Source organism: Proteus columbae (genome assembly GCF_002777965.1).
Taxonomy (GTDB): Bacteria; Pseudomonadota; Gammaproteobacteria; order Enterobacterales; family Enterobacteriaceae; genus Proteus; species Proteus columbae.
On sequence record NZ_NGVR01000005.1, the window covers coordinates 38,489 to 55,517 of the forward strand.

General features: G+C 34.8%; 14 protein-coding genes. 13 read left to right on the plus strand and 1 reads right to left on the minus strand.

Annotation, left to right across the window (positions count from 1 at the left end; genetic code table 11):
* The 13 genes from CBE70_RS01325 to CBE70_RS01385 all read left to right on the plus strand — a co-directional run bounded on the left by CBE70_RS01325 (window position 1) and on the right by CBE70_RS01385 (window position 15,986).
* The gene (locus CBE70_RS01325; RefSeq protein WP_100157895.1) at window positions 1–258 is read left to right on the plus strand and encodes a PAAR domain-containing protein; all 258 of its coding nucleotides are present in this window, start codon (window positions 1–3) and stop codon (window positions 256–258) included.
* Window positions 259–308: 50 nt separating this feature from the next.
* Entirely contained in the window at window positions 309–836 is a 528-nt protein-coding gene (locus tag CBE70_RS01330; protein ID WP_100157896.1) for a DUF3304 domain-containing protein, read from the plus strand.
* The gene (locus tag CBE70_RS01335) at window positions 821–3,175 is read left to right on the plus strand and encodes a T6SS phospholipase effector Tle1-like catalytic domain-containing protein (protein ID WP_100157897.1); all 2,355 of its coding nucleotides are present in this window, start codon (window positions 821–823) and stop codon (window positions 3,173–3,175) included. The genes CBE70_RS01330 and CBE70_RS01335 overlap by 16 nt, the downstream gene beginning before the upstream one ends.
* Before the next feature lie 59 nt (window positions 3,176–3,234).
* Window positions 3,235–4,368 carry a hypothetical protein gene (locus CBE70_RS01340; RefSeq protein ID WP_100157898.1) on the plus strand — a complete coding sequence of 378 codons (1,134 nt, stop codon included), beginning with the start codon at window positions 3,235–3,237 and terminating at the stop codon, window positions 4,366–4,368.
* Entirely contained in the window at window positions 4,355–7,711 is a 3,357-nt protein-coding gene (locus CBE70_RS01345; RefSeq protein WP_100157899.1) for an ImcF-related family protein, read from the plus strand. The genes CBE70_RS01340 and CBE70_RS01345 overlap by 14 nt, the downstream gene beginning before the upstream one ends.
* 30 nt (window positions 7,712–7,741) lie before the next feature.
* The gene (gene tssA / locus CBE70_RS01350) at window positions 7,742–9,364 is read left to right on the plus strand and encodes a type VI secretion system protein TssA (RefSeq protein ID WP_100157900.1); all 1,623 of its coding nucleotides are present in this window, start codon (window positions 7,742–7,744) and stop codon (window positions 9,362–9,364) included.
* A 32-nt stretch (window positions 9,365–9,396) separates the two neighbouring features.
* Window positions 9,397–11,160, plus strand: coding sequence for a type VI secretion system baseplate subunit TssF (gene tssF / locus CBE70_RS01355; RefSeq protein WP_100157901.1), 1,764 nt, complete (start codon window positions 9,397–9,399; stop codon window positions 11,158–11,160).
* Window positions 11,124–12,221 (plus strand): type VI secretion system baseplate subunit TssG, encoded by a 1,098-nt coding sequence (gene tssG / locus CBE70_RS01360; RefSeq protein ID WP_100157902.1) that lies wholly within the window; start codon window positions 11,124–11,126, stop codon window positions 12,219–12,221. Before tssF ends, tssG begins: the two co-directional genes overlap by 37 nt.
* Window positions 12,196–12,759, plus strand: a complete 564-nt coding sequence (gene tssJ, locus CBE70_RS01365) for a type VI secretion system lipoprotein TssJ (RefSeq protein ID WP_198585674.1) — start codon at window positions 12,196–12,198, stop codon at window positions 12,757–12,759. The genes tssG and tssJ overlap by 26 nt, the downstream gene beginning before the upstream one ends.
* Window positions 12,760–12,761: 2 nt before the next feature.
* Complete coding sequence (gene tssE, locus CBE70_RS01370; protein WP_100157904.1) at window positions 12,762–13,190, plus strand: type VI secretion system baseplate subunit TssE; 429 nt, start codon at window positions 12,762–12,764, stop codon at window positions 13,188–13,190.
* Window positions 13,191–13,273: 83 nt separating this feature from the next.
* Complete coding sequence (locus tag CBE70_RS01375; RefSeq protein ID WP_100157905.1) at window positions 13,274–14,659, plus strand: VasL domain-containing protein; 1,386 nt, start codon at window positions 13,274–13,276, stop codon at window positions 14,657–14,659.
* Window positions 14,660–14,727: 68 nt separating this feature from the next.
* Entirely contained in the window at window positions 14,728–14,907 is a 180-nt protein-coding gene (locus CBE70_RS01380) for a hypothetical protein (RefSeq protein ID WP_157925986.1), read from the plus strand.
* A 341-nt stretch (window positions 14,908–15,248) separates the two neighbouring features.
* Window positions 15,249–15,986 carry an ankyrin repeat domain-containing protein gene (locus tag CBE70_RS01385; RefSeq protein ID WP_198585675.1) on the plus strand — a complete coding sequence of 246 codons (738 nt, stop codon included), beginning with the start codon at window positions 15,249–15,251 and terminating at the stop codon, window positions 15,984–15,986.
* Between the two features lie 141 nt (window positions 15,987–16,127).
* Here CBE70_RS01385 and CBE70_RS01390 read toward each other — a convergent pair whose 3' ends face one another.
* Window positions 16,128–16,427 (minus strand): helix-turn-helix domain-containing protein, encoded by a 300-nt coding sequence (locus tag CBE70_RS01390; RefSeq protein WP_100157907.1) that lies wholly within the window; start codon window positions 16,425–16,427, stop codon window positions 16,128–16,130.
* Between the last annotated feature and the right edge of the window lie 602 nt (window positions 16,428–17,029).

The following is a 17,029-nucleotide window of genomic DNA, read 5'->3' on the forward strand; positions in this document are numbered from 1 at the left end:
ATGAAAAAGATAATTAGAGTTGGAGATACCTTAAATCCTTATGGTGGAAAAGTTATGACCGGAAGCTACTTAGCGTATGGAAAACCTATCGCTTGTATTGGTGATTCTGTTATTTGTAATAAACATGGTGAAAATCAAATTATCGAAGGAGCAAAAAACTCAATCATAAATAAAAAGGCAATTGCATTAGATGGACATCATTGCGCTTGTGGTTGTACTTTAGTAAGTTCCCTTTCTAACATCAATGTTAAATCATAAACTAATTATTTATATTCCATTATTATTTTATAATAAATAAAGTAGGTAATATGATTAAATTAAAAATAATATTATTAATTCTAGCCTATTCCTTTTTCCTTTCCGGTTGTGCCAATGCCGGTTCTTGGGGGACAAAACCGGAAAACTCCATATTGGGAGCTGGGCTTCAAGGCTATAACCACACACAATTTGAAATTTCAGGATTTTCAATTAATGAAGGTTACGGCAGTATTGGCGGCACTGTATGTTGTGTGATGATCCCCGAAAAATGGCGCCCTAATTTAATCGCACATATTCAATGGAAAAAGGTCGATACCACAAAATTCCCACCACCTCCTGATTTTGATCAAGTTGAAGCCTATAAACGCTGGAAACAACAACTCCGCGATAATACCTCGACCCACGAAGCTTGGGTACCTATTCCGCAATATGATAAAGAAGTGTGTGGGGTCGATGTCCATTTTTTACCTTGTGACGAAGTGAAAATCACCACGTCTTGCTATAGCTATGGTGATCCTAAATACCCAATTAATGAGCCTCATAATTTGAAGGAGCCCGCCGTATGTTCGAAGAAATAAAAGCAGAGCCAGTTTGGGTACCTAATCATTTCCCCGATAAAGGTCGGTTAAAATTAACTCAACAACAAATAGAACATAACTATAAAACACGAGAACAAGAGAAACGAAATCATAATTCCAGCCTTGCTAGTGTAAAAAATAACTGCTGTCGTAATTTACATATTAGTTTCTTTTTTGATGGCACCAACAATAACCGCAAAGCGGATATGAAGGCTGAGCCTAAAACCGCCACCAATATTACTCGATTATTTGAAGCCACCAATGAAGATGAAAATAATCCTAATAAAAAAGGAAGAGAGTATTTTAAATACTATATGCCTGGAGTTGGTACCGCCTTTCCTGAAATAGCAGAATATAACTTCACTAATATGGGCTTAATATTTGCAACTGGCGGAGAAAATCGTATTAATTGGGCACTATTAATGTTAGCAAACACATTAAGTGTAGCTTCTGGTAATAAGAGGTTAGAAATATCTGAATTACGTACTCACTTAAAAGATATGGCAACCCCAACATATATTCCTATTAGTGGTAAAGGGCGTCGCCGTGCCGTTATCTACTCTTTAGTTAATAAAAAAGAGATTATTGAAGGATTACAACTTAAACCTAACACATTAACGATTAAACTTTATGTTTATGGTTTCTCTCGTGGTGCGGCGGAAGCAAGAACCTTTGTTAATTGGGTGACGCAATTATTTGATACCCCAGAAGGAGCCGATAAACCTGTTCAAAAATTATGTGGTATTGATGTAAAAGTCGAATTTATCGGTATTTTAGATACCGTCCCCTCTGTGGGTATAGTGCATTTGGCTCCTTTCTTTTCGGGTCATATGGATTGGGCAAATGGCACTCAACAACTCCCTAATGAAAGGCAATTTCCTCGTTTTATTAAATGTTGTCGTCATTTTGTTTCTGCCCATGAACAACGTTTTTGTTTTCCATTAGACACAATAAGACGTCCTTATGTTTGGGATAATAAAGATAATAAACATGGTTATTATCCTAAAATACCTGATATTGAAGAAGTGGTTTACCCCGGTGTTCACTCTGATATTGGCGGGGGGTATTTGGTCGGTGATCAGGGCAAGGCATTTGAAGACCCTTCCATGTTAGTTTCACAAATCGTCTTACATGATCTTTATCTTTCAGCATTTCTTACAGGAGCACCATTAAATATTACTGGTACTTCACCTAAAAATAGTAGTGGGAAAGTAATGTGTAATAACATTACGAGAGAGATCTATGAACTTTTTGAAATCAACCCAATTCTAATTCAACGTTTTAATGCTTGGCGAAAAATTACATTAGGGTTACCACCAGTGGCTACTACTCATTTCTCAGGAAGCTTCAATGCTTGCCGTGCAAATATGTCATTAGAAAAAATCGTCGAAAAGCAGATGGCATGGATGACGGCTTGGCGTATTGATAGATATGCCGATATGAATCTTTTTAATCAAGATTTTTATAAAAATGCAGTCCAGCATGGCACTGAAAAGATAAAGACAGATAGAGAACAATGGAATAAACAAAAAGATGAGAAAGAAGAACAACAAAAAGAAAAAATAAAAAATGGTACAGACACCATATCACCAGGAAATCTTGTAGGACCTCGTATTTATGAACCCATGCTGGGGAAAACACAATTAAGAGAAGGCGCTGAAGAATTTAAAGCGGACTATTATGATGAACGAAGAGAAGTCCGAAATTGGAAACAATTTTCTGTCGATAACTTACTAACGAATATAATGTGCTTATTAAATACTGATGATGAAAAAGCCGAATATTTTTATATGAAAAAAAGTGGTGATGATATTTATAAAAAAGGTGATGGATTTCCTCTATTTAAAAAAAACAATACGCCAGATCCCGAGGAATTATTAACAAGAGATTTATTTGATAACCAATTTCATGATTCTCGTGCTTGGTTTATGCATGATGCATTACAATCTAGAGAACCTTGGGCAAGCTATTTTAGCTATCGAATGATTTATGCGGGCAGTGAAACTAATAAATTTTTATCACCTGTTGCAATTGCCGGAAAAATCATTGGTGTTGCCACATTTATTGGCGGTATGGCGTATGTAGTTAAACAAAAGAATATTAAAAATGTATTAGGTGCTTTTGCCGGCACATTAGGCGTTATGTCAATGGAATATGAAGTGGTAAATGCGGTAACTGGATTAGCATTACCTATTAATCCAGAGGATGTTAAACCGACTAAAAATGCAGGGCCTGTACAATCAATTGCTGTAGCCCAATCAGTTATTGAGCAAACACAAGGTGTTATTAATAGTTTGACTCAAGTTATTGATACAAAAAAAATCTTACAGATTGCTTAAATTATTATTAACAACCCTATTTATTTAAATTCTATCTTTAAAAAATCAGGAGATTTTTCGTGAGATACCCTCCGCGTTACCCTGAGTTTTCACAAGATAAACCAATAAATTGGAAAAAGTTATTAAAATGGATGCTTATCCTTATTGGTTTATCTTTATTTGTTACCAATGTTATTTCATCAAACAGTAAAGTAGAAAATAAATATTTTATTTTAATATCCAGCATTTTCATTCCCATTTTTATTTCATCATTTTTATTTTTAATTTATCTTTTTTTAAAAACATTAAATAATCACAACAATAACTTATTTAAAAAACAATTCGATGATGATAATAAAAAATGGTGGTTATACCATAGTGCTTCAATCCCCATAAAAGACGCAATTATTATCGGCTCTCTTGGTGAGAATCAACATAAATGGCATCAAGTTTTAAAAATTAGACCTGTTTCACCACTTCCTATAATAGAAGATGGTCAAGAGCGCATTCCTTGCTCTGCACTTATCGGAAATAAAAAAAATAGAGAAGAAATGATGGCTAAATTACTGGCAGATCATTTTATAAATGGAGAAGAAAACAACATAGACAATATTAAAATCGATAATATTTATTGGAAAGGGAGTCAATCCAGCCTAAATAAATTTATTGAGCATCTAAAAAGTCACCATATTTTACCACCACTAAAAACTATATTTATTGACTCAGTAAACACATTAGATACCATTATTGATAATTATTATCTTCACTATAAAGCTAAGTATTATAACCTTGTTGGTGGTTCTAATATTTTTGATGACATCAATACAGGTAGATTGGCTGAAACCGGTTTTTTATGGACAATATTTCCAAATAAAGATGCTTACTATTTACATCGTTGTGAAGTATCAAATAATGAAAACACTAATGAGTTAGCATCTCAAATAATGAAATATTCAGGGATAGAAAACTCACCAGAAGTAAATATATCGATTGATACTCAAGCATCTTATTCTTTTTTATCAACACAACTCTATTCAGCCGATAATATCGTACAAGATTACTTTGGTAACAGTAGTTGCTCATCACCATTTTTAGCTATTTCATTTTCTGTTCTACATTGTATGAATAACGACATTAGTAGCTGTGGATGGATTTCAGGATATTATAACAATCAATATATAGCAGGGGTTATTCATAAAGATGAAAATCAATGATAAGCTTTCTTCAACTCGGGATTTATTTATTATTTATACTGTTATTCTTACAATATCCCTTTTTACATTAAGTATACTTTATTATCTTTTTGGTAATGAGATCTTAGAAACAGATTACTCCCCTAAAGAAATTATATTTTTTACTTTTTCCAGTTGGATAGCTTTATTATTAGCTTTTCCATTTTTTATTTATGGATGGAAGAAAGTTATTCCATTACTCAGTAAACCTTTCTTATATAATACAAAAACATTACCAGAAATAAACAAACAAAATAATTCATTTATTGATGATATATTTAAACAATATGGTCATCGTAATTCAAAAAATTTAATACGCATACTCCTTATCGGCACGCCCCTTTCTGTCGAAAAACACACCCCTAACCTAACAACAGATATCTGGCAAGAAAACAATGGCACGTTGCTTATTTATGGTGGCGATATCAATCAAAGTATTGATGAAAGTTTAATTCAAGATTTAAAACAACTGCGCCACCGTCGTCCACTTGATGGGGTTATTTGGGTGTCAGAAAATAGCTTATCGCAACAACCACTGGGTTATTCCTTATTTAACCACTTGAATCCAATCAATACAGACACAGCAAGCCGTTATTTCCACCAGCTATTTCGCCAATTACGCTGGCAAGCCCCCATTTGGCTTTGGAATATCAGTAATAACGGTGAAATAACGACAAATGAAACGCCCACAGTGCTTTATTCAGTGCCTTTAAAAGCCACTTCTGAAATACTTTCTAATAACTTAAAAACGCTTTTGCCTGCATTAGTGGAACAAGGCACACAGGCGGTCTTACACAATCACACACACACCTATTTACTGGCTTTAGCCCGTTTTTTACAGCATGAAGGCAGTGAAAAACTCGCGAATAACTTGGCTCCGCTTTTATCGGGTTATCGCTCATTACCTTTTGCGGGAGTGCTCTTTAGTACACCTATTTACGATAATACGTCTGCAACTTTATCACTAAATAATCAATGGACTTCAGATCCCCATTGGAAAGCACTGCTTACAGCAAATTCACAATTACCCTCTGAATTAAAAGCATCCCCTTTAGGTCTAAATTCAAAACGGATTTTGCAATATACCGTTGCCACTGCCATGACACTGTGGGGAGTTGGCATGGTGGTTTCTTATTTTATGAATCGCCAATTAATTACCCAAAGCCAACAACAAGCACAGCTGGCAACAGACAATCATCAATCTGAATTTGCCCGCTTACAGGCTCAATATGGCTTACAACAAACATTGGGTTTATTGAGTTATCGCGAAAAAACGTCTGTTCCATTTTGGCTACGCTTTGGTCTAAGCTGTAATAACCAATTACTCAGCCACTTATGGCCTGTTTATAGTCAATCCATGTTGCCGTTATTACGTGATTCAACCCAACAGCATCTTGAAAATTATCTTCACGCGTTTATGCAGTTTCCGCCTGAAAGCGCAGAACGCATTGAAGGTGCTCAATCCGCTTATCAAGCATTAAAAGCGTATTTAATGATGAGTGATCCAACGCGCATCGAACCCACTTTTTTTACCGAAAGTGCATTAAGTATTTGGCCTGAATATAACGGATTAAAAGAAGGGGAATGGCAGACATTAGGCACAGAACTATTAACCTTCTATGCTGCTCAATTACCTTATCACAATGAATGGACAATCAAGCCTAATCGTAATTTAGTCGCTGGAAGCCGAACTATTCTTATACGCCAAATTGGTCAACGCAATGGCGAGTCCGCACTTTACCAAAAAATATTACAACAAGCTCAGCATAACTTTGCGGATATAACATTAAATGATATGACGGGGGATACCGATGTCAGTTTCTTACTCAGCACCTCTGAAACCATACCCGGTATTTTTACACGTAAAGCTTGGGAAGAATCGATTGAACCTGCGATCAAAAAAGCCGTTCATGAAAGGCGAGAAGAAATAGATTGGGTATTAAGTGACACACAAAAAGAAACTGATATTGATATCTCACCTGAAAAATTGCAACAAAATCTCACTGAGCGTTATTTTAATGATTTTTCAGGAAGTTGGTTAAGCTTCCTTAATGGTTTGCAGTGGCGAGAAACGCAAAGTCTCTCAGATACCATTGATCAACTCACATTAATGAGCGATGTCAGACAATCTCCCATTATTGCGCTGATGAATACGCTTTCTTATCAAGGTAAAACAGGCCGCCAACAAGAAAAATTAGCAGACTCTTTTGTTAACTCAGCTAAGGATTTATTAAGCAAAGAGCAACAACCTGTAATTAGCCAAAAAGCAGAATTTACCGGCCCTCTAGAGCCTGTTTTTGCCCCGATACTGGCCTTTACTGATCCACAATCTTCAGCACAAAATAGTGATGCATTAAGCTTACAAGCTTATCTCACACGCGTGACAAGAGTTCGCTTAAAACTCCAACAAGTTGTTAATGCCCCTGATCCACAAGCGATGTCTCAAGCCTTAGCTCGAAGTGTTTTTGAAGGAAAAACAGTCGATTTATCAGAAACGCAAGATTACGGTAGCTTAATCGCCGCAAGCTTTGGTCAAGAATGGAACAGCTTTGGAAAAACACTGCTTGTACAACCCCTATCTCAGGCATGGCAACAGTTATTAGCGCCAACTTCACAGGGTATCAACACCCAATGGCGAAATGCGATTGTTAATGATTGGAATAGCGCGTTTGGTGGTCGCTATCCACTCAAAAATACGCAAAGTGACATCTCACTTCCTTTAATGGCGCAATATTTACGCCCTGATAATGGTCGTATCCAACGTTTTCTTGAGACTCACCTTAACGGTGTTTTACATAAAGAAGGGACACACTGGGTACCCGATACCACCAATGCTCAAGGCTTAACCTTTAATCCTGAGTTCTTAAAAGCATTAGATAAACTAAGCTACTTAGGGGATGTGGTTTTTGCGAATGGTGAAGCACGACTTTATTTTGAATTACGTCCAGGTACATCACCCGATATTATGCAAACCCATCTAATGATAGATAAACAGTCGCTTATCTATGATAACCAACAACCGCAATGGCAACGTTTTGTTTGGCCGGCGGATACCGTTACCTCTGGCGCATCACTCAGTTGGATCACAACCAATACAGGCACACGTATTTATGGTGATTATCGCGGTGTTTGGGGCATTATTCGTTTATTGGAGGATGCCAATATTACCCCTTATGCCGGTAGCACCAGCAGTTATTCTGTCCGTTGGAAAACCTTAAATGGTCAGTCACTCAATTACACCTTAAGAACAGAAATGGGTGATGGCCCCATCGCACTTTTGCAACTGCGCAATTTCGTTTTACCGGAAAAGATCTTTTTGGATTAACCTACTATCTCAAAAGGAAATATGCTCACTATGTCCTTATTGGATACCTTAATCTCATCATGCTTTGCTGATGATACAAACAAAGCACAACAACTTGCTCAGCAACAAATCACTTTATGGGATCGTTGGCTATTACCGATTACTCCTAATCAACCTGTGGGTGATGATCCCAGTTATGAAGATGACTTTGAGCGAATGAAAGAAGAAGTTAATAAGCTCTCTGGTGCCGATACAGAGCTAATTTGCTTACTTGCTGAAAAGTTACTGCTCAATTCCTGCAAAGATGTACGCGTTGTCACTTATTATATTTGGGCTCGCTTGCACAAAGAAGGTGAACATGGGCTTGCCGATTCTTTAGGGCTTTTAAGTGGATTGCTTATTCGCTATCGCGATACGTTATTACCTAGCCGAGCCACTAGTCGAAAATCTGCTTTAGAGTGGTTATCAGGTCAGCGCGTTTTAGATAGCTTATCGCTTTATCCTGAAGTTGATCGTCATGAGTTCTCTCGTATTATCGCCTTATTAGCCACCATTGAAACGGAGCTTGAGACATGGAATGAAGCTGAAAAGCCACAACTTACGGGATTACATCAAGCTCTCGAAAAACGCCTTGCTCAATCTGGAGGGGCAAGTTCATTAGTACCACAAAATATCAGCCGAAATGAACCTACTTATAACTCGTCTTCAATGTCTTCTTCTTTGTCACAAAGTACGCCAATAGAGACAATACAATCCGGTCGTGAATTATTAGATCAATCTAAAATGCTTGCTAACTACTTACGAAATCAACCTAGCGGTTGGTTAGCAGGGCATAGATTAATGAAAGTGGTGAGATGGGATACGCTTCATCAACTTCCACCACAAGATCAGCAAGGTTGTACTCGCCTTTCTCCGCCAAGAACCGATGCAAGGGCACAACTTAAGCGCCTCTATTTACAACAAAGTTGGGGTGAACTGGCAGAGCAAGCTGATAAGCTTTTTGCAGAAGGTGTTAACCATTTTTGGTTAGATGTGCAATGGTATCTCTATCAAGCACTCAGTAAGTCACCAGCACCTTGGAATGCATGGTCTGATATTATAAAAAACGATTTAAAACAATTTCTTACCCGTCTTCCTGATTTAGAGAAATTATCATGGGAAGATGGTACGCCATTTGCCGATGAAGTAACATTAAGTTGGATAAAACAACATGTTATGGAAGAAAATTTTGATGCCATGCAAGGACTATCAAATAGTGACTCTCATCAATCTGACGATGAGCCAATATTGGCATTAGAAACCGAAGCTATCACACAAGCGGATAATGAAGGTATAGAAGTTGCGCTAAAATGGCTACAACATCGCCCTGATATCAGCACTTCAAGACAAAAATGGTTATTAACCCTCATTATGGCGCGAGTGGCAGAACAATTTGCTCGCCACGATCTGGCATTAAATTTATTACGTGAGCTCGATAAAAAAGCACTTTCTATGTCATTAACACAATGGGAACCTGATTATATTTTTGAAGTGAAAGCACGACAACTTCATCTTTTCCGAGCAAAAATTCAACGTAACACCTCAGATAAACCCCGTATAGAACAACAGATGGAGCTGTTACTCAGCGAATTAACAGCTATCGATCCCGTTCGCTCTGCAATTTTATATTCCTAATCTTTTACTCAACAAATCAAGGTATCAAATTAATGGATGATTTAACCCTTCGCTATTTTGATGCAGAAATGCGCTATCTTAGAGAAGCCGCCAAAGAGTTTGCACAAGCACATCCTGATAGAGCTGCAATGCTCGATTTAGATAAAGCAGGCACACCCGATCCTTTTGTTGAACGTTTATTTGAAGGCTTTGCTTTCTCAATGGGACAATTAAGACAAAAAATTGATGATGACTTACCTGAGTTAACAGAAGGTCTTGTCAGTTTATTGTGGCCTCATTATTTACAGACAATCCCTTCATTATCCATTGTTGAATTAGCCCCTGATATTCAAAAAATGAAAATGACGGATAAAATACCTGCTCAATTTGAGGTTCTTTCTCGCCCTATCGGCCCTAAAAAAACGATTTGTCACTATAGAACAACTCAAGATTTAACACTTAATCCAATAAAAATTGTTGCTGTAAATTTAACTACCGAACCCGATGGGCGTTCAACTATCCGGTTGAAATTTAAATGTAGTGAAATGATTAATTGGCCTGAAGTGCGCCTTCATACGCTTTCATTTTATTTATCTGGCGATATTCCGACAACCAATGCACTGCATTTAGCATTAACGAAACAAGTTACAAAAACCTATCTAAAACTCCCTCAATCAAAAGATAGAATTGCAATCCCTCTCTATTTTTCACCGGGAGGATTTAAGAATACAGACACTCTCTGGCCTAAAGGAGATACCACATTTAGTGGCTATCAATTATTACTCGAATATTTTTCTTTTCGTGAAAAGTTTATGTTTATTTCACTTAATGGATTAGATGATATTCATTTTCCTGAAGAAACATCTGAGTTTGAATTAGATATTGTTCTCAATACATTGTGGGATAACTCTCTTACATTAAATGAGGAAAATATACGTTTACATTGCGTACCCGTTATCAACCTTTTTAATATAGAAGCCGATCCACTGACTGTTAATGGATTGGAAAGCGAATATTTATTACGACCGCGTCGTGTTCAAGATGGACATACTGAAATCTATAGTGTTGATAGCGTACATGGCTCTCAACGTACAAATGAGGCGGTTTATGTACCCTTTACCAGCTTTCGCCATCGTGGTGGTATGTTACGACATAATGCTCCTGAACGTTATTATCATACCCGAGTGAAACGTGGTGTTACGGGTCTTCATGATACTTGGCTTATATTAGGAGGAGAACAACAACAAATTGATTTAGTAACTCAGACAGAAACCCTGTCATTGCAACTCACAGGCACCAATGGACAATTACCTCGCAAAGCATTGCAAAGCACCTTACTTGATAGAACAGAACAAACCTTACAGATCCCATTAGTTGTATGTAATTTGTGTAAGCCAACACTTCCTCTTTACCCTCCTTCAGAAGATCGTTTCCACTGGCGAGTGCTAAGCCACTTAGGTTCTAGCTTTCTTAACATGATGGATAATGCTGAAGTGCTACGAGGTACCCTCGCACTTTATGATTGGCGAGATGATGATATGAACCACAGAAAACTCGATGCCATTATTCATGTCGAACATCATTTAATTGAACGCTTTGAGAAAGGTTTTTTACAACGAGGTATTGATATCGAAGTCACGATTGATAGCAATGGTTTTAATGGTGAAGGTGATATTCATTTATTTGGTGAAATGCTTAATCGTTTTTTTGCACTTTATGCTGATGTTCATCTTTTTAATCAATTAACACTGATTATTTTACCAACAGGAAAACGAATTCAATGGAAAGAAAGCCACAACCCACAGCTGCCCCGTTAATTCAGATGTTAGGCGATAAATTACCTTATGTGAATTTCTATCGCTTTTGCCAATTACTTGAAAAATCCAGTCCCGAATTACCTGAATTAGGAAGTTCCCCTGATCCGAAAACTGATCCTATTAGATTTCGCCCACATCGTGGCATGGGTTTTCCTGTCACAGAGATCAAAGGAACTGATCCCTTAGATAAATACCGAAAAAGTACAATACCAAGTTTATATACTACATTTTTGGGGCTTTATGGTATCACCTCTCCACTCCCAACATCTTACCTTGACGATATTGCACAATACCGCGATGGCACAGATTCACTCACTGACTTTTTAGATATTTTTAACCATCGTCTTACCACTCAGTTTTATCGGATCTGGCGCAAATATTCTTATCCTGCGACTTTTGGAGAAGGAGGATCAGATAAAACATCGCAATATCTTTATGGCTTAATTGGTTTAGGTATCCCAAGTTGTGCTAATCATGTGCAATCACCTTTATCTCGCTTTTTAGCGCTATTAGGGATCTTACGTTTACCAACACGTACAGCTGAAGGCATTAGCGCATTAGTAAAATTATTAGCACCATCAACAAAAGCCAGCATTACACCTCATGATCCTCGAAGAATTGCACTCAACACTCTCACAATCATGTCGTGCTCACAACCTATAACATTAGAAAATAAACCTGTTTTAGGTCGCTATGCTATTGATGTAAATAGCCAAGTATTAATAAAACTACACACTGAAAATAAGGAAGAAGCAAAAGGTTGGTTACCTGATGGCAGCATTTATCAGGATTTTATGGCATTACTTCGCGTTTATTTGGGATCAAGAGTTAATGCGCGACTACGTTTAACATTACCTAGATATTTATTACCTGATGCAACATTGAGCACATCTAAAAATCAAGGGGTACAGTTAGGTAGAACCGCCGTCATGCGGCCTCATAACCAGATTGAAAAAACGCTATCTACATCTTTTATCACCATTGGACTTGGCCTTTATCAATATCTAACACCCCGCACTCAACATTATAAAAGTGATGAATATGGCAATTATCAATTTTAAATCGCAAACATTTCTTTCTTTCCCTCTCCGATTAGCACTGTTATTTATATTAACGTTTGCAATCGCAGGTTGTGGTTTAACTCAAACCATCAGTGATGGCACAGTCTCTTTAACTAAATCTATTTTTTATAAACAAATCAAAATATTGCATTTGGATTTTACCGCAAGAGAAGCACTTAATACTGATGATAATGGTTCATCACTTTCCGTTATTGTTAGAGTATTTCAACTAAAATCAGCAGATACTTTTAATGATAGCGATTATTTATCACTGTTTAATCAAAATAACGATGTTTTAACATCTTCTTTATTAGCGCAAAAAGATTTACGTATTCGCCCTGGTGAATCTATTTCTCTCGATATGCCAATGGAAAAAGAAACTGAATTTGTCGCTATTGCCACAATGTTTCATACACCTGATGAAGCTAAAAATAGCTGGCGGATTGTTATTCCTAAAAACGAATTCGATCCAGATAAAGCGCGTAAAATTGTGCTTACTGAAAATACACTAACATTACAACCTTTGGATAAAAAATAACGATGCCACAACCCTCTCTCTATGAAATGCTAACGGGTTATTTTTCGGGTGGATTAGCAGTTGATTCTATATCAGAAGAAGATCAGGTTATTCTTTCTGTCATGGATAATATTCATAGAATATTAAATTCACGAGCAGGAACACTAAAACATCTGCCTGATTATGGTTTACCTGATATGAGTAAAATAATTCAAGGACTACCGGGAAGTTCACATAAAGTCATGTCTATATTATCAACAACATTACTAAAATATGAACCTAGAATAAAATCAGTCACACTAAGTATATTACCTGAAAATGAATTTGGAAAATTATGTTATTCTTTAGATATTGAATTACATGAAAGAGGACTTATACGCTATGGTACTGAATTTTCACCTGATGGAAGAATATTTCTTCACCATTTAAAAAAGCAATTTTATTTATCATGATATTATTTTCTTCTACTTATTCTTAATTTTTATTTAGATTTATTTTTATATTTTTTTAGACCTTAAATTAACTTGAGGCAACTATGAATTCTTACTTAGATTCACTTTCAATTGGAGGTGATCCTCGTGTATTTAATCAATTTCTTGCTATTAAAGAAGAACTTGATAAACGTTTTCATCCAGCGCGCCCAGATATTAATTGGCAATATGTCCATGAATTGTGTATTTCTTTATTTAATCAAAATGGTGTCGATCTTCAAACTGCTTCTTGGTTTGTTATATGCCACCAGAATCAAGCTGGACTTGATGGTTTAAATGAAGGACTTTACCTTACTCATAGAATATTGACTCAACATTGGCAAACACTATGGCCAGTGCAAACACATACTCGTATCAATATTCTTTCGTCCTTAAGCCAACAGATAGTTTCTGGTATTCGTGGAACTGCTTTTGTTTATTCTGACTTGTCTATCCTTTATCAAATTGAAGAGTTATTAAAGAGTATCAATCATCATCTTCAAATATTAGAAATTAAGCATCTTGTTCAATTTGATTATCTAGAGAACTTAATTATTGCTCAAGCTAGGCAATTAGAGAATGCAGACACATTAGATAGCAATTTTAATCCTCCCGAGTTATCCTCTACTATCAATAAAGAAAATGAGATCCCTGCTCAAATTATCGATACAACTTTATCTGCATCATCTACGCCCCTTAATACTAATGAAAGCATTACGTCACCAAAAACCTATATATCCTCCTCCATTTCATTACAGCCTCCCGTAAAAAAGATATATCGACAGGAGCTATGGCGAGGTATTTTAATTGGCACATTAACCAGTAGTTTATTTTTTGTTATCCTATTTTATTTTTGGTTAGCTGAATTAAAAAACAATAATCTAATTGATGCTTTTCCTTATATTCCAACCATTAATGCTCACGCAGGCTCTCTTATTGAACAACAAACTGCAAATGGTAAAAATATAACAAAGACACTCAATACTGAGCAGATTAGCGTGATACAACAACGTTTAGATGAACTCACATTACTTTCTCCCACATGGGCTCAAAGTTATGGTCTCGAAGTCATCAGCTATTTGAACGAGCAGTATGAAGATAATCCAGAGCTTTTATCGTTTACACTACTTTGGAAAAATAACCTAAAAATAAATGCCACCACTGATGAACAAATCAATCAATGGTCAAAAGGTATGACTGAACTCGATAAATTAAGCCAAAGATTAGATAACTTTGATGGTAATCCTAAAAATTACATTACAGGCTCTGAATTAAAATCTATCATTTTCAAAGCTCGCCAACATTTCAATCAAGCTAAACCTTTAGAAGAAGAGTTACGCTTACTTGAAAAACAACCAATACAAAATGCAATTTCAGACTATGAGTATCAACAAATAGATAATCATTTTAAACAATTATTAAATCGATATTCGTTATTACGTTCTAAATAAAGAAATACATGTATTTAATAAGGAATTTAATATTTATTAGTATGGTTATTTTATTAAGTGGTTGTATTATGGGTTCACCTTATGGAGGAGCTATCTTTGTTGGCTCTATAGATTTAATTAGAATAACATTAGAATCCAAAGATGAAAAAATTATAAAATCGACAAAATCACCTATTATTAATTTAAATTTAAAAACTCAAAAACATCATAATTACACTATTTTTTATAATGATAGCAATATCCATTAAAAAGTAACGAGTTATTACAGAGCAGCCTTTAAATTAAAATAAAAAAATAAGATAATAATAAAATCACGCGATAAAGCCATAAATAAATGACATTATTAAATCGTCATATAATGAAAAAAAAGAATAATCCTCATTAAATTCAAGAAAAAACAAGTAAAACTACGTATATCTAATAACTAAAGCAACAAATCAATGAATAAGATTTATCTTTATTAAAAATACGTATTAATAAGATATATCTTACTTACATTCTGTTTCAATTACCAACACTAATAAATATTAATTTTTAATAAACTAATTGTAATAAGTTTTGTTAATTATTTAGATTGTAAGGTGTTTAAATGAATATAAAAATGTTTGTTATTTCATTGTCATTAGTTTCTTTTGGCGCACAAGCATTGATTATTAATGAAAATAATCCACCCAAGTATCAATCTTTTAAATCAAATTATTCTGATATGATTGAGTTGGCTAATAAATCACGTTTACCACATCGAGTATTCTATACGTCACCAAGTACAGGTAGAAATGCACTATGGTTTGATGCTGTTAAACAGGGTGATTTAAATGAAGTCAAAAAGATGCTTGCCAATGGTCAAAATATTGAAGCGAAAGACACGGGAAGTTTAGAGCAAACAGCTCTGGGATGGGCTGCGTTTATTGGTGACGAAGAGATGGTTGATTACCTTATCTCTCAAGGCGCGAACCTTTGGGCTACAGATAAAGACGATGTTTATAATGTTTTTAAATCAGCAGTATTAGGAAATAATGTCAATGTGGTAAAAAAAATTCATGACCTAATGAGAAGTGATATTGAACTCAATAACCAAAGAGTAGAGAGCGATGGTGAAACATTTATTATGATTGCAGCCAGTAATAATCGCCTTGATACCGTAGAATACCTTATTTCTGAAGGTGCCGATGTTAACCTAGTGACGACAACGCAAGATAAGTCATTATTTTCTTATAATCACAGTGCGTTAAGCTATGCTTGTCAAAATAATCTTAAAGATATGCAGAGACTATTGATTAAAAACGGTGCTATAAATCATATAACAGGTACAACACTCTGCCATTAAATACACAAAAGCCATCCAATAATAAGATGGCTTTTGTGTTATTAGTTATTGAGTTTTGAAAAATAGAATTTTAATTAAAACAACTAAAAAATGACTCAATATATTTATCAGAACTCAATATCAACAAGTAATATATCCGTGTTATTTTGAAACCACTTTCTTCTTTCTAAATATAACTATTTCACTTGGTTGAGTTATCGACTGCTTATCCTCAAAAACCATAAAGTCTGTTTTCTTAGCCTCTAAGATAAGACTTTGTGGTGTAACACCAAGTACATAAGAAATATTAATCAATTGATCTACTGTTATTTTTAAATGTCCATCCTCTAATTGAGAATAATGTAGCATACTTATACCCAACCGTTCAGACATCTCATTTTCTGTTATTTTCAATTGTTTTCTTATCATTTTTATTCTATTTCCAACTTTGGTGTTAATCATCCTTTTACTCTCCTTCTTTCATTAGATGATTACATCGATAACGCACCGAATTATAGTTTATAAACTATCAAACCATAAACTGAAAATACTTAACTATTTGTTATTGAATAACCGTAACATTACTTATATTCACTAATTCTGTTAATAAGGTTATTCCGATATTTTAAATTTAAAATACTTTACGTTTCTATATGTTATTTTAAAAAAAATCAGATTTAGATTAATACCATGGTATTAAATATCAAAAATGTAATCTATAGATATCAACAAGTTAACTAATTTTTAGTTATGATTTTATAGAAGAAGAGAAAATTATTTCAAATAAAAAAATGGATACAATCAATAATTTTATTGATAATTATATTTATCGTTAATTCACAAACAATAAATTTTATAAAAATATACCTTGGTTATTATTTTTATAACTATAAATTTATGCCTATTTCGTTTCCAATCACATTTATAATGACTATTATATCTTCCCATGAAATATCTATTCATTTAAAATTTTATATAAATAACTTCATTAAAACCTTAAAGAAAAGAAAATATAAAAAATTACAAAAAGAATATTGTTATAATATTAAATAAAAATTTAAATT

Coding starts and splice junctions, on each gene's coding strand:
- CBE70_RS01325 (WP_100157895.1), top strand. CDS start 1: ATGAAAAAGATAATTAGAGTTGGAGATACCTTAAATCCTTATGGTGGA.
- CBE70_RS01330 (WP_100157896.1), top strand. CDS start 309: ATGATTAAATTAAAAATAATATTATTAATTCTAGCCTATTCCTTTTTC.
- CBE70_RS01335 (WP_100157897.1), top strand. CDS start 821: ATGTTCGAAGAAATAAAAGCAGAGCCAGTTTGGGTACCTAATCATTTC.
- CBE70_RS01345 (WP_100157899.1), top strand. CDS start 4,355: ATGAAAATCAATGATAAGCTTTCTTCAACTCGGGATTTATTTATTATT.
- tssA (WP_100157900.1), top strand. CDS start 7,742: ATGTCCTTATTGGATACCTTAATCTCATCATGCTTTGCTGATGATACA.
- tssF (WP_100157901.1), top strand. CDS start 9,397: ATGGATGATTTAACCCTTCGCTATTTTGATGCAGAAATGCGCTATCTT.
- tssG (WP_100157902.1), top strand. CDS start 11,124: ATGGAAAGAAAGCCACAACCCACAGCTGCCCCGTTAATTCAGATGTTA.
- tssJ (WP_198585674.1), top strand. CDS start 12,196: ATGAATATGGCAATTATCAATTTTAAATCGCAAACATTTCTTTCTTTC.
- tssE (WP_100157904.1), top strand. CDS start 12,762: ATGCCACAACCCTCTCTCTATGAAATGCTAACGGGTTATTTTTCGGGT.
- CBE70_RS01375 (WP_100157905.1), top strand. CDS start 13,274: ATGAATTCTTACTTAGATTCACTTTCAATTGGAGGTGATCCTCGTGTA.
- CBE70_RS01380 (WP_157925986.1), top strand. CDS start 14,728: ATGGGTTCACCTTATGGAGGAGCTATCTTTGTTGGCTCTATAGATTTA.
- CBE70_RS01385 (WP_198585675.1), top strand. CDS start 15,249: ATGAATATAAAAATGTTTGTTATTTCATTGTCATTAGTTTCTTTTGGC.
- CBE70_RS01390 (WP_100157907.1), bottom strand. CDS start 16,427: ATGATTAACACCAAAGTTGGAAATAGAATAAAAATGATAAGAAAACAA.